Below are 12,598 nucleotides of genomic sequence, written 5' to 3' on the forward strand. Positions count from 1 at the left end.
CGCTCGCCCCGCGAGGTGAGCGGCGCCGTCGGGCCGGGGTCCGGACGCGAACGCCGCCAGCAGGCGGCGCGTGACCTCGGGGGCCAGGACCCCGTCGCCCGCCGCGACCCGGCGGACCGCGTCGATGAGCGCGGCGGGCTCCGCGGTCTTGAGGAGGAACCCCGCGGCCCCGGCGCGCAGTGCCTCGTCGACGTACTCGTCGAGGTCGAACGTCGTGAGGACGAGGACCTCGGCGAGCTTCTCGGCGACGATCGTGCGCGTGGCCTCGATGCCGTCGACACCGGGCATGCGCAGGTCCATGAGGACGACCTCGGGGCGCAGCGCGCGGGTGTTGGCGATCGCGGCCGCGCCGTCGCCGGCCTCGCCGACGACCTCGATGTCCGGGGCGGAGTCGAGCAGGAACCGGAGCCCGGCGCGGATCGCGGCGTGGTCGTCGGCGAGGAGGACGCGGATCATGCGGGCGCTCCGGGTGGGTCGGTGGGACAGGGTGCTGCCGGCGCGGTCGAGCGGCCCAGCGGCAGCGTGGCCCGGACCGACCAGGAGTCGCCCCCGGCGGCGGGGCCCGCCGTGAACGTGCCGCCCAGCGCCTCGGCGCGCTCACGCATCGTGAGCAGCCCGGTCCGGGTGCTCAGGCTCGGCGGGAGCGGTCGGGGCTCGTCGGTGAGGGAGCTCGTGACCTCGACCGCGAGACGGTCGGGGCCCAGCCCGAGCACGACCTCCACCCGGGCACCCGGTGCGTGCTTGGCCGCGTTGGTCAGCGCTTCCTGCACGATCCGGTGCGCGGCCTGGTCGACGGCTGCGGGGAGCGTCGCCGAGCGGGCGCTGTCCGGGTCGTCGACCTCGACCGCGAGCCCTTGCGCGCGCGCCGACGCGAGGACGTCGTCGAGCCGGGCGAGCCGGGCGGGCGCGGCGACGGCCTCGCCCCCGAGCACCGTGGCCCTGCCGGCGGAACCGGTCCCGTCCACGCTCCGGCCGGGTCCTGACGGCTGGTCCGTGGCCCTCGACCGGTCCCGGGCAGCCGACCGGTCCGCGCCGGGCATGCTGTCCCGCGGCGAGACGTCCCGCGGCAGGTCCGAGCGCAGCAGCAGGATCATGGCCCGCATCTCCTCGAGCGACGTGATGCTGCTCGACCGCACGAGCTCGAGCGCGGCGCGGTCTCGCGCCGCGTCCGGGGGAGACGCGAGCGCGGCCCCCGAGTGGATCGCGATGGCCGACAGGTGGGACGCGATGACGTCGTGCAGGTCGCGTGCCATCGCGGCCCGCTCGGCGCGCACGGCCTCGTGCTGCCCGAGCGCCGCGATCTGCTCGAGGTCGGCCGCGCGCTGCGCCTCCAGGTCTGCCCGTTGCGCCTCGAGGTCGGCCCGCTCGGCGGCGAGGTCGGCGAGGTCCGACTTCTGCCGCACGTTCGCGGCCCACCAGAGCGGGGTCGCGAGGATCGCCGCGACCTGGATGCCGCCGAGCACGAATCCCTGCACGTCCCGGTAGTGCTCGCCCGTGAGCACGGCGACCGAGACGACGAGCACGCCGACGACGACCCCCACGACGGTCCGCAGCCGCTTGCTGCCGTGGAGGCCGCTCGCGTAGAGCAGGTCCCACAGGACCAGGACCATGCCGAGGCTGCCCCCGAACGACAGGTCGACGGCGAACGCCACGGCCCCCACCACGAGGGCGACCGCGGGGTGCTCGCGCTTGACGGCGAGCGCGGCGCACCCGACGAGCAGCGGCAGCACGTGCCACCAGCGCCCGTCGACCGTGACCAGCGAGGGGACCGACCACACCCGCACGACGTCCACGAGCAGGAGCAGGATCCCGACCACGAACATCACGACGGCGTTGTACGCGTCCCCGCGCCTGCTGTCGGCGCGCAGGCCCGTGGCGACGGTGCTGACCGCGCGCCGCACGTGCGAGGCGGGCCCCGACGGGTCCTCGGCGGGTCCGGCTGCCCCGGGGTCGGGCGCCCCCGGGCCGCCACCACCGAAGTCGTCGTCGGCGGGCACCGGCGCGGTCACGCCGTCCGACGCGGGAGCGGGCAGGGGATCGGGCACGTTCCCATCTCAGCACAGGGGGCCGGGCCGCGGATCGCCCGAACGATGTACGGCGCGGCGCTGCGTCCGGCAAGGATCGTCCGTCCGCCCGACGACGGGCCTCCCACGCGCAAGGAACCTTGTGGCATGGAACTTCTCCCCCTCCTCGGTGCGCTCGTGGTCCTGGCTCTCGTCGACTCGACGAGCTTCGGGACGCTGCTCATCCCGGTGTGGCTGCTCATGACCCCGGGCCGCGTGCGGGTCGCGCGCATGCTCGTCTACCTGGCCACGATCGCCGGGTTCTACCTCGCGGTCGGTCTGGTCGTCGCGCTGGGCGCGGGCGCGTTCGCCGACGTCCTCGGACAGGTCGTCGAGACCCGCCCGGCCCGCGTCGTCGAGCTGCTGCTCGGCGTCGGCCTGGTCGCGTACAGCTTCCGGATCGATCGCCGGTCCAAGGGGCCGTCCGACGGCCAGGGGCGCGTCCTGCGGTGGCGGGCCCGCGCGATGGGGACGTCGAGCGGGGAGGGGGTGGCGCCGTCGGGCCTGCTGCCCCTGCCCGACGGCGGAGCGCACCCCGTGCGCGAGACCTCGCCCCACGCGGGCGTCGCCACCGCTCCGGAGCCGGGATCCGTGACGGCCCTCATGGGCCTCGCGCTGGGGGCTGCGGCGATCGAGCTCGCGTCGATGCTCCCGTACCTCGCGGCGATCGGGCTGCTCACCCAGGCCGGCCTGGGGTGGCCCGCGACCGGGCTGGTGCTGGCGGGGTACTGCGTCGTCATGGTGCTGCCCGCGCTCGTCCTGCTGGCCGGTCGCGTCGTCGCCGCCAGGCAGGTGGGCCCGCTGCTCGACCGGCTCAACGCGTGGATGACCAGGAACGCGGCGTCGACCACGGCGTGGGTCGTGGGGATCGTGGGCTTCCTGCTCGCGCGGGACGCCGCGGTGTGGCTCGGCTGGATGGGCTGAACGCCCCTGGAGCTTGCCGGAACGGCAACCGGACTTGCCTCCGACCGGGGTGCGGCCGCAAGGTCGGGAGTGACGGCCGTCCCGGGCCGGCCCCGACCCGAGGAGCGAGCGTGACCCAGCAGCACCACCACGAGGACGACCCTGCCCACGACCATGGCCACGGCCACCAGCAGCACCACCACGACCAGGCGTTCTGGGACGAGCGCTACGGCTCGGCCGAGTCGGTGTGGAGCGGCAACCCGAACCCGCAGCTCGTCGCGCAGGCCGCGGACCTGACGCCGGGTCGCGCGCTCGACGTGGGTGCGGGCGAGGGCGCCGACTCGGTGTGGCTCGCGCGGCAGGGGTGGGACGTGGTCGGGCTCGACATCTCCCCGGTCGCGCTGGGCAAGGCCGCGGCGCACGCGGTCATCTCCGGTGTCGCGGAGCGGGTCGAGTGGCGCCAGGCGGACCTGCTCGAGTGGGAGCCGGGCGACGAGCGGTTCGACCTCGTCACGGCCCACTTCATGCACCTGCCGGCCGACCTGCGCCAGCAGGTCTTCCCGCGCCTCGCGCAGGCCGTGGCGCCGGGCGGGCGCCTGCTCGTCGTCGGGCACCACCCCGAGGACCACGAGACCGTGCGCAAGGACTTCGACGAGCACTTCTTCTACACGGGCGACGGCCTGCTGGCCGAGCTCGACCTCGACGGGTGGACCGTCGAGACGAACGATGCCCCCACGCGCGAGATGGTGGGCCCCGACGGGGAGCCCGTGACGATCCGCGACACGGTGCTGCGGGTACGGCGGCCCTAGCACCCCGCCGCGTTCCCCCTACGGTGCGGTGCGGAGCGTGATCCCGTGGGGCCCGGCCTCGAGGGCGGTCACGTGGGCCGTCGATCCGTCGGGCAGCAGCACGACGAGCCGGTCGCTGCCGTTCGCGCGGACGCGAGCGTACTGGAGCTGGGTCGTCAGGTCGTGGATGCCCAGGGGCCGGGTGCCGTCGCCGGTAGCGGCCGAGGGCGTGGCGGTCGTGTCCTGCTGCCCGACGGCGTCGCTCACCGCGCCGGTCGGGTGCGGGGCCGGGGTGGGCCGGGCCTCGTAGGACTGGAGCGTGCCGACGATCGCGTCGATGAGGTCGTCGACCTCGGTGACGTCGTAGCCCTCGCGCCACTTCGTGGCCGAGAACCGGGCGTCCCGAGCCTCGACCGAGGTGAGCAGCCCGGTGCCGGGACGGCCGCCCGCCTCGTACGCCTTGAGCGTCGCACTGACGTCGTCGAGGTAGATGTCGACCTGCTCGACGTCGTAGCCCTCGCGGAACTTGGTCGCGGTGAACGTCGTGTCAAGGACCTGCTGGGCGGTCAGCATGCGGGGCTCCGATGGGTGGGGTGGGACGGAGGACGACGCTGCCGACGACGTGGACGACCCGTTCGGTACGGCCTGGCCGCTCAGGTGCCCACCGGCCAGCCCGGCGATGAGCTGGTTGATGTCGACGCCCGTGAGCTGCTTGATGACCTGCTGGCCCTCGCCCAGGACCGACGCGACGTTCTTGGTGATCGCGCTCGCGCCGTCGGTCGAGATGACGGTCATGCCCTGGATCTTGCCGATGGGCTCGGCCGCGGCGCGGACGATCTCCGGCAGGCGCTCGATGAGCTCCTGGACCAGGGCCGCCTCGCCGTACTTCTTGAGCGCCTCGGCCTTGGCGTCGGTCGCGACGGCCTCGGCACGTCCCTCGGCCTCGACCGCGAACGCGCGCGCCTCACCCTCGGCCTTGATACCGACGGCCAGGGCGACCTGACGGTCACGCTCGGCCTCACCGGCGCGACGGACGGCGGCCGCGGAGGCCTCGGCGTCCTGGATCGCGGCGGTCTTGTTGGCCTCGGCGATCGTGGTGCGCTTGTACGCGTCGGCCTCGGTGGCGGCGTTCGACGAGTCACGCTGGGCGTTGGCTCGCTGGACCTCGGCGTAGGCCGCGGCCTCGGCGGGCTTGCGGATCTCGATGTCGAGGCGCTCCTGCGTCACGCGAGCCTGCTCGGACAGCGCCTCGCGCTCCTCGACCGCGACGAGCCGCTCCTGCTCGGCGCGTGCGAGCTGACCGGCGGCCTCGGCCTCGGCGTTGGCCTTGTCGGTCTCGGCCTTGATGATGGCGCGCTTGAGGTCGAGGGCCTTCTGGCGCTCGGCGATCTGCTCGGCGGCGTCGATCGCGGCGAACTCGGACGCGCGCTGCGCCTCGGCCTCGGAGACCTCGGCGACCTGGCGGGCGCGGGCGGCCTCGGCACGACCGAGGTTGGCGAGGTAGTCGGAGCCCGGCGTCGAGATGTCCGAGATGTTGAGGAGGTCGACCTGCAGGCCCTGCTCCGAGAGGTCCGTCTTGGTGGACTCCACGACGCGGTCCGAGAGGCCCTTGCGGTCGGAGATGATCTGCTCGATCGTCATGTCGCCCACGATCGAGCGCAGCGAGCCCTCGAGGGACTCCTTGATGATCTCGGTCAGCGTGCCCTGCTGGGACAGGAAGCGCTGGGCCGCACGGCGCACGCCCTCCTCGTCACCACGGACCTTGAAGTTGATCGACGCCTTGATGGCGATCTTGATGCGGTTCTTGTCCACGCCCTCGACCGTGATGCCGATCTGGCGCTGCTCGAGCGAGATGGAGAAGCCCTGCTGGAGGATGGGCCACACGAACGTGCGGCCGCCCGTGACGACGCGCTGGCCCGTGCCGGCGGCCTCCTTGCGGCCTGCGCCGCGCCCGACGATGATCAGGGCCTCGTTCGGGGGCACGCGGCGGATGCGCTTGGCGATGAACGTGATGATCGCGAAGAACGCGATGATCAGGGCGATCGTGGCGATGATGCCGACGACGTTGGAATCTTCGAGCATGTCGGTACGCGCCTGCGGCGCGACTCCTTTCGGTGGCGGGTCGTGCGAGCGGGTCGTGCGGGTCGTGCCGTGGTGCGGTGGTGCTGCTGGGGTTCTCCGGGGCATCCGGGTGGGTGCCCCGGACGAACGGGTCAGTCGTTGGGGTAGTGGCGCCGGACGCGGACGCGCGTGCCGGACTGCTCGAGGACCACGACGCGCGCTCCGGTCGGGATGGGCTCGTCGGCCCAGGCGAGGCGTCGTTCGAGCTCGTGCGCTGCGTCGAGCGAGACCTCGCCGGTCGCGGTCGAGATGTCGCTGGTCGCGGTGCCCTGGACACCGACGAGGGACACGGGCACGGCGTCGTCGGACTCGCGCAGCTTCTTGGTGAGCACGTGCACGAGGAGGACCACGAGGACCGCGAGGACAGCGGAGCCGACGTACGCGAGGACGATCGGCAGGTCGTTCGACACGACGATCGCGCCGGTCGCGCCGAAGACGATGGCTCCGACGCCGAGCGAGGTCCCGGACACGGCACCGTCGCCGAGCTCGATGAACTCACCGAGGATCATCGAGAACAGGACGAGAGCCAGCCCGACGATGCCGACGACGACGAACGTGATCACCGTGAACCCCCTGGGGTCGGTCACGCCCGCCGTCGAGCACTGGTCGCCCGAGCATTTGACGCGATCGTGAACTTGCCCGAACTCTAGCGTGACTCAAGGGTGCCCTTCGACGAGATGGGGACTCCGCACCATGTATCGTGCGGCCCTCGGCGGTCGCCCCCTTGCCGGGGCGCGTTGCGAGCGCCGTGCCAGGGTGCGTCCAGCTCGGCTCCGACGGCCGGTCCGTGGTGTCAGCGGGAGAGCTGGTCGAGCAGCACGCCGAGGTTCCCCGCGGCGGTGTCCTGGTAGCCCTGGACCCATTCGCCCTGGTAACCACGCGGGGCGACCTCGGTCACGAGCAGCGCGCTGAGGTACGCGCGGTACAGGAGCAGGCGGACGTCGCCCGGCTCGAGCGTGCTCGCCCCGGGCCTCGCCCGCCCGACGACGTCGCGCCCGTCGGGTGCGCCGCCGTCGGGCCGGATTTCACCCGGGGCGGGCGACGCGAACCACGGCTCGGCGACCGGGAGCCGGCCACCCGCATCGCGGTAGCCCGCGAGCAGCGCGGGCGGGACCGGGCCGAGCCCGAGCTGGTCGGCTCCCGCGAGCTCGTAGACCGGGTCGCCCCACAGGCTGCGCTCGGTGTCGATCACGCCGCTCAGACGTAGCGCCGAGGACTCGTCAGGGGAGAGGAAGAGGTTGCCGGGCCACAGGTCGGTGTGGACGAGCGTGGGGACCGTGACCTCGGCGAGCGCGTCGTGGTGGTCCGCGAGGGCGCCCCGCAGCGCGTCGGCGGGCAGCTCGACGCCCCACGTCTCGGCGTCGGCGAGCAAGGCCTCGACCATGAGGCCGAACGCCTCGGGCCAGGTCGGGGCGCCGAGGCCCGATGCCTGCGCCGGGTACCCGAACGTCTCGCCCGTCACGGTGTGCAGGCGGGCCATGAAGGCCCCGAGGTCGTGCCGGACCCGGTCGGTCGCGCCGTCGTCGAGCGGGGGCAGGGTGTTCCACACCTCGCCGTCGAGGAACGACACGACGAGCGCGTCGCCGTCGACCAGGGTGCGGCTGAAGTCGCTGTGGACCACGCGCGGCATGAGCAGGTCGGGCCGGTCGGCCGTGCGCCGGTAGACCTCCTCCTCGGTGCCGAGGATCCCGTGCTCGTAGCGCAGGAGCCGGGACGTGTCGGCGCTCGTGACCTTCACGACGTAGCGCTGCCCGTCCGTGAGGTCGACACGGTAGGTCGAGGCGAACATCCCGCCGTCCAGGGGGCTGGCCGCGGCGACCTCCCCGAGCGGGGCGAGCAGGCGGGCGAGCTGGTCGTCGGTGACCGTCATCTTGGTGAGCACGCCGAGATCGTATCGATTCGACGGGCCGCGCGGAAGGCCTGCTGCCTTCGGCCCTCGGCGCGCGGCCGGTCGTCGAAAACGTGCCGGGGCGTCGACCGGCCCGGCTCTGCGACAAATCCCTTGCCATGCTGGCAAGTCATCCATAGACTTGCCAGCATGGAAAACGACTTTCGCGAGGACGAGCCTCCGAGCGGTACGCCCGGGCTCTCCCCGGCGCAGGCGCGTGCAGCGCTCGAGGGGCTCGACGCCGACGGGGCGACGCTCGCGGAGCGCGCGGTCACGCCCTGGTGGTACCACCTGACGCTCGGCACGATCGTGGCGGTGATCATCTGCACCCAGGCGCTGCCGTCCCCGGCCTCGCTCATCGCGCTGCCTGTCGCTCTGTTCGCGCTGCCGGTCCTCGTCCTCGTCTACCGCCGCCGCTACGGTCTGTGGTTCAGCCAGCCGGCGGGACCGCGGTCGAAGCGCATCTACCAGGTCCTGCTGGCGACCATCGTGCTCTGCTTCGGCGCCATGCTGCTCGTCAGGTTCACCGAGATCGAGTACACGTGGGTTCTTGTGCCGGCGTCTGTCGGGTTCGTCGCGGCGGTCGTGCTCGGCCCGCTGTACGACCAGGCCTTCCGGCGCGAGCTCGCCGGGCAGGGGAGGGAGGCTCGGTGAGCACCGCCCCCGCGTTCAACGAGGTCATCCACTCGCCCGTGCGCCTGCGCATCTGCGGGGTGCTCCGTCGGGGGGCCGAGCTCGAGTTCGCGGTGCTGCGCGACACGCTCGGACTGAGCGACGCGAACCTGTCCAAGAACCTCCGGGTGCTCGGCGACGCCGGGTTCGTCATGGTGCGCAAGGAGAGCTCCCCGGACCGGAGCGACGCGCGCCGCCTCACCTGGGTCACGCTCACCCCGGACGGTCGGCGCGCCGTCGAGGCCCACCTCGCCGCGCTCGCGCAGATCGCCGACGGCTGATCCCTGCGCCGATCGTGCGTGCCGGCCCTACAGCCGGGGCACGTTCCGCAGGTTCGCCCGGGCCATCGACACGACCTCGCCCATGCCGCCGCCCAGGACCTCCTTGCTCATCGCGACCGCGAAGCCGCGCACCTGCCCGGCCGTGATGGTCGGGGGCAGCGACAGCGCGCGCGGGTCGGTCACGACGTCAACCAGGGCCGGCCCCGGGCGTGAGAGGGCCCCGCGCAGCGCGCCGCGCACGTCCTTCGCGCGCTCGACGCGCACCGACGGGATCCCGATCGCGTTCGCCACCGCGGCGTAGTCGATGTGGGGCGACTCGGTGCCGAACATGGGCAGCCCGTCGACGAGCATCTCGAGGCGCACCATGCCCAGGCTCGCGTTGTCGAACAGCACGATCTTCACGGGCAGCTCGTAGGCCTTGATCGTGATGAGCTCGCCCAGGAGCATCGAGAGCCCGCCGTCGCCCGCCATCGCGACGACCTGGCGGTCGGGCTGGGCGGCCGCGACACCGATCGCGTGCGGCACCGCGTTGGCCATGGACCCGTGCAGGAACGACCCGATCACGCGGCGCTTGCCGTTGGGGCTGATGTAGCGGGCGGCCCAGACGTTGCACATGCCCGTGTCCACGGTGAAGACCGCGTCGTCCGCGGCCTCCTGGTCCAAGAGGTCGGCGACGTACTCGGGGTGGATGGGCGAGTGCTTCTCGACGTCCTTGGTGTACGCCCCCACCACGCCTGTCATCGACTTCTCGTGCTTGGCGACCATGCCGTCGAGGAACGAGCGGTTCTTGGCCGTGTTCACGAGCGGCATGAGGAGCCGCACGGTCTCGCCCACGTCGCCGACCACGGCGACGTCGAGCCGCGTCCGCCTGCCCAGGTGCGTCGGGTCGGTGTCGACCTGCGCGGTGCGCACGGACTCGGGCAGGAACTGGTCGTACGGGAAGTCGGTGCCGAGCAGGACCAGGAGGTCGGCCTCCTGCATCGCGTCGTGCGCGGCGCCGTACCCCAGGAGCCCGCTCATCCCGACGTCGAACGGGTTGTCGTACTGGATCCACTCCTTGCCGCGCAGCGAGTGGCCGATCGGCGCCGCGATCTTGTCGGCGAGCGCGATCACGTCGTCGTGCGCACCGCGCGTCCCGGCTCCCGCGAAGATCGTGACCTTCTTGGCCTTGTTGATCGCGTCGGCCAGCGTCCGCAGCGCGTCGGGATCCGGGACGATCCGTGGCCTGGCCGGGTGCACCGCGACGTCGATGATCTCGGCCGCGGCGTCGAGGTCGGCGACGTCGCCGGGGATCGTCAGGACCGCGACCCCCGGGGCGCCGTAGGCGTGGTGGATCGCGGAGTTGATGACGCGCGGCGCCTGCTTGGCCGACGAGATCATCTCGGAGTACACCGAGCACTCGGTGAACAGGCGGTCGGGGTGCGTCTCCTGGAAGAAGCTCGTGCCGATCTGCGCGCTGGGGATGTGGCTCGCGATCGCGAGGACGGGCACCTTCGAGCGGTTGGCGTCGTAGAGCCCGTTGATGAGGTGCAGGTTGCCCGGGCCGCACGAGCCCGCGCACACCGCGAGCTTCCCGGTGACCTCGGCCTCGGCCGCAGCGGCGAACGCCGCGGACTCCTCGTGGCGCACGTGCACCCACTCGATTCCCTTCCCCTTCCCCTTCTGGCTGCGCCGCACCGCGTCGACCACGGGGTTGAGACTGTCGCCCACGATCCCGTAGATGCGTTCGACCCCGGCCTCGATGAGCTGGGCGACGAGCAGGTCGGCGACCGTCCTGTTCCGCTTGTCCTGGGGACGACCGAGACCGAGTGCCATGGGAGAACCTCCGCACGAGGGGAAAGGGGGACCTTTCCATCGTGCGCTCGAAAACGGCAGGATGCAGCCGCTGGGGCCGTTCCGCTCGTCACGTCCGTGCGTCACAGCGCTCGTGCGGACGGTCGCGCGGGCGTGCAGGGCGGTGGCCCGACGGCGCCGCTCACCGCGAGCAGTCGGGTCGCCCGGTGCGGTCGTGGCGTCGGGCGGGATGCCCGCCCGCGGACGGGGCGGGCATCGTCTGGGGCGCGCTCCGCCGTCGGGCAGCGGCTCTCAGACCGTCGCGGGACCGTGCTCCGGGGCCTCGTCGTCCGGGACGTCCGCAGCCTCTGCCGCGTCGTCGCGCGGCGCACCCCGGCGCAGGACGCGCGTCGAGGCGAGGACCGCGATCACCGCGACACCCGCGGCGATCATGACGACCTGGAAGCCCGCGTGCGCTCCTGCGGCGTCGATCCGCGACCCCGCGATCGACGCGCCGAACGAGACGCCGACGCCCAGCGACGTGCCGACCCAGGCGAGCCCCTCGGTGAGCTGGTGCGGGGTCACGAGGTTCTGCACCAGGGCGTTGCCGTTGATGAGCGTGGGCGCGATGGTGAAGCCCGTGACGAACATGACGACCGCGAGCACGGGCAACGACGTGACGACGAAGAACAGGGACACGCCCAGCGCGAGCGCGACCATGCCGATCGTGAACCGCTTCCACAGCGGCGAGACCCAGTGGCGCGCGCCGTACGCGAGACCCGAGATGAGCGAGCCCCTCGCGAAGACGCCCAGGATGAGCCCCGACGCCGACTTGGACCCCTGCTCCTCGGCGAACGCGATGGTCGAGACGTCGGTCGCGCCGAAGATGAGACCCATCGCGACGAACACGACCGCGAGCACGATCATGCCGGGCGAGCGCATTGCCGAGCGGTGCTTGACCCCGGGGACCGCGGGCATGACGGGGGGTTCGGTGCGGCGCTGGGACAGGAACCAGACGCCGCCCACGACGGCGGCGATCGTCGGGACGATGATGCCCGCCGAGTCGGTGACCTCGGTCGCGAGCAGCGTCGCGAGGACCGGGCCGACGACGAAGACGAGCTCGTCGAGCGCCGACTCGAGCGAGTAGGCCGTGTGGAGCTGGCGCGGGTCGCTCACGGCGTGGGTCCAGCGCGCGCGGACCATCGAGCCGTACGAGCCGATGCTCGCGCCCGCGACGATCGCGGTCACGTAGAGCCACACCTCGGGCGCCTGGTTGACGGCCGAGAGGACGAGCCCGATCAGGCCCAGCGTGCTCACGACGAGCATGGGGCGCATGACCTTGGCCTGGCCGACGCGGTCGACGTAGCGGGCGATCTGCGGCGAGGCGATGGCCTGCGCGATCACGTAGGCCGCGGAGACCCGCCCGGCCAGGGCGTACGAGTCGTAGATGCCCTGGATCATCAGGACGATCCCGATGCCGACCATGGACATCGGGAGCCGGGCCACGACAGCGGCTGCCGAGAAGTTCAGCGCCCCCGGCTTGCTGAGGACGACGCGGTAGGGGTTGCGGGAGCCGTCTGCCGCTGCACGGGGGGAGTCTTGGACCACCGTCTCAGTCTCCCATCCGTTGCCGCGTCGCAGAGCGTCTGCGGGGCGTGATCCTCAGCGCAGTGCCGGCGTCGTCGGGGGCCCCTTCGTAGTGTCACCGCTCGACCGGGCGCGCGCGAACCGCACGAGGCCCGCATGATGAACGGGTGAGCGAGCAGACGCAGGCGATCACGATCGTCGACAACCCGGCGCAGGAGCGGTTCGAGGCACGCACGCCCGAGGGCGACGTGGCGGGGTTCGCGGCGTACGTGCGACAACCCGGCCAGGTCGTGTTCACGCACACCGAGGTCGACGACGTCTACGCGGGCAACGGGATCGGGTCGTCGCTCGCACGCGGCGCGCTCGACCAGGTGCGCGCGTCGGGGGACAAGGTGGTGCCGTTGTGCCCGTTCATCCGGGCGTTCGTGCAGCTCCACGAGGAGTACCAGGACCTGATCGCGCGCTGACGCTTCGCCGTCACCCAGAACGACCGAGCGGGGCAGGACGTCGTCGGTGACGACG

At 72.7% G+C, this 12,598-nt stretch carries 12 protein-coding genes and 1 pseudogene; 5 read left to right on the forward strand and 8 right to left on the reverse strand.

The window, feature by feature from the left end:
- Both ACFWFR_RS11770 and ACFWFR_RS11775 read right to left on the reverse strand, forming a co-directional pair.
- On the reverse strand, nt 1–456 hold a 456-nt coding region (locus ACFWFR_RS11770), incomplete at its 3' end, for a response regulator transcription factor (RefSeq protein ID WP_377623090.1).
- Complete coding sequence (locus ACFWFR_RS11775; RefSeq protein WP_377623091.1) at nt 453–2,045, reverse strand: sensor histidine kinase; 1,593 nt, start codon at nt 2,043–2,045, stop codon at nt 453–455. The genes ACFWFR_RS11775 and ACFWFR_RS11770, both read right to left, overlap by 4 nt.
- A gap of 126 nt (nt 2,046–2,171) precedes the next feature.
- Between ACFWFR_RS11775 and ACFWFR_RS11780 the strand changes: the two genes are divergently transcribed.
- Both ACFWFR_RS11780 and ACFWFR_RS11785 read left to right on the forward strand, forming a co-directional pair.
- Nucleotides 2,172–2,987: a GAP family protein gene (locus tag ACFWFR_RS11780; protein ID WP_377623092.1), complete on the forward strand. Its 816-nt coding sequence runs from the start codon at nt 2,172–2,174 to the stop codon at nt 2,985–2,987.
- A 110-nt stretch (nt 2,988–3,097) separates the two neighbouring features.
- Nucleotides 3,098–3,775, forward strand: coding sequence for a class I SAM-dependent methyltransferase (locus ACFWFR_RS11785; RefSeq protein ID WP_377623093.1), 678 nt, complete (start codon nt 3,098–3,100; stop codon nt 3,773–3,775).
- Nucleotides 3,776–3,793: 18 nt separating this feature from the next.
- On the opposite strand, the gene ACFWFR_RS11790 is transcribed toward ACFWFR_RS11785, so the two are convergent.
- From ACFWFR_RS11790 to ACFWFR_RS11805, 4 genes and pseudogenes are all read right to left on the reverse strand, one after another.
- Nucleotides 3,794–4,327, reverse strand: coding sequence for a DivIVA domain-containing protein (locus ACFWFR_RS11790; RefSeq protein WP_377623099.1), 534 nt, complete (start codon nt 4,325–4,327; stop codon nt 3,794–3,796).
- Between the two features lie 66 nt (nt 4,328–4,393).
- Nucleotides 4,394–5,836: pseudogene (locus ACFWFR_RS11795) on the reverse strand (flotillin family protein); the annotation flags it as partial.
- Nucleotides 5,837–5,967: 131 nt separating this feature from the next.
- Nucleotides 5,968–6,462 carry an NfeD family protein gene (locus tag ACFWFR_RS11800; protein ID WP_377618602.1) on the reverse strand — a complete coding sequence of 165 codons (495 nt, stop codon included), beginning with the start codon at nt 6,460–6,462 and terminating at the stop codon, nt 5,968–5,970.
- Nucleotides 6,463–6,668: 206 nt separating this feature from the next.
- Entirely contained in the window at nt 6,669–7,757 is a 1,089-nt protein-coding gene (locus ACFWFR_RS11805; RefSeq protein ID WP_377623094.1) for a phosphotransferase family protein, read from the reverse strand.
- A gap of 156 nt (nt 7,758–7,913) precedes the next feature.
- Here ACFWFR_RS11805 and ACFWFR_RS11810 point away from each other — a divergent pair, with 156 nt between their 5' ends.
- Together ACFWFR_RS11810 and ACFWFR_RS11815 are read left to right on the forward strand one after the other, a co-directional pair.
- Nucleotides 7,914–8,417, forward strand: a complete 504-nt coding sequence (locus ACFWFR_RS11810; RefSeq protein WP_377623095.1) for a hypothetical protein — start codon at nt 7,914–7,916, stop codon at nt 8,415–8,417.
- Nucleotides 8,414–8,716, forward strand: a complete 303-nt coding sequence (locus ACFWFR_RS11815; RefSeq protein ID WP_377623096.1) for a transcriptional regulator — start codon at nt 8,414–8,416, stop codon at nt 8,714–8,716. The genes ACFWFR_RS11810 and ACFWFR_RS11815 overlap by 4 nt, the downstream gene beginning before the upstream one ends.
- A gap of 27 nt (nt 8,717–8,743) precedes the next feature.
- On the opposite strand, the gene ACFWFR_RS11820 is transcribed toward ACFWFR_RS11815, so the two are convergent.
- Both ACFWFR_RS11820 and ACFWFR_RS11825 read right to left on the reverse strand, forming a co-directional pair.
- On the reverse strand, nt 8,744–10,531 hold the full coding sequence (locus ACFWFR_RS11820) for a pyruvate dehydrogenase (RefSeq protein ID WP_377623097.1): 1,788 nt from the start codon (nt 10,529–10,531) through the stop codon (nt 8,744–8,746).
- Nucleotides 10,532–10,801: 270 nt separating this feature from the next.
- The gene (locus tag ACFWFR_RS11825) at nt 10,802–12,097 is read right to left on the reverse strand and encodes an MFS transporter (RefSeq protein WP_377623098.1); all 1,296 of its coding nucleotides are present in this window, start codon (nt 12,095–12,097) and stop codon (nt 10,802–10,804) included.
- Nucleotides 12,098–12,243: 146 nt separating this feature from the next.
- Between ACFWFR_RS11825 and ACFWFR_RS11830 the strand changes: the two genes are divergently transcribed.
- The gene (locus ACFWFR_RS11830) at nt 12,244–12,543 is read left to right on the forward strand and encodes a GNAT family N-acetyltransferase (protein ID WP_235535467.1); all 300 of its coding nucleotides are present in this window, start codon (nt 12,244–12,246) and stop codon (nt 12,541–12,543) included.
- Nucleotides 12,544–12,598 lie beyond the last annotated feature (55 nt).

The sequence above is a fragment of the Oerskovia sp. NPDC060287 genome (assembly GCF_042726775.1).
GTDB classification, from domain to species: domain Bacteria; phylum Actinomycetota; class Actinomycetes; order Actinomycetales; family Cellulomonadaceae; genus Oerskovia; species Oerskovia merdavium.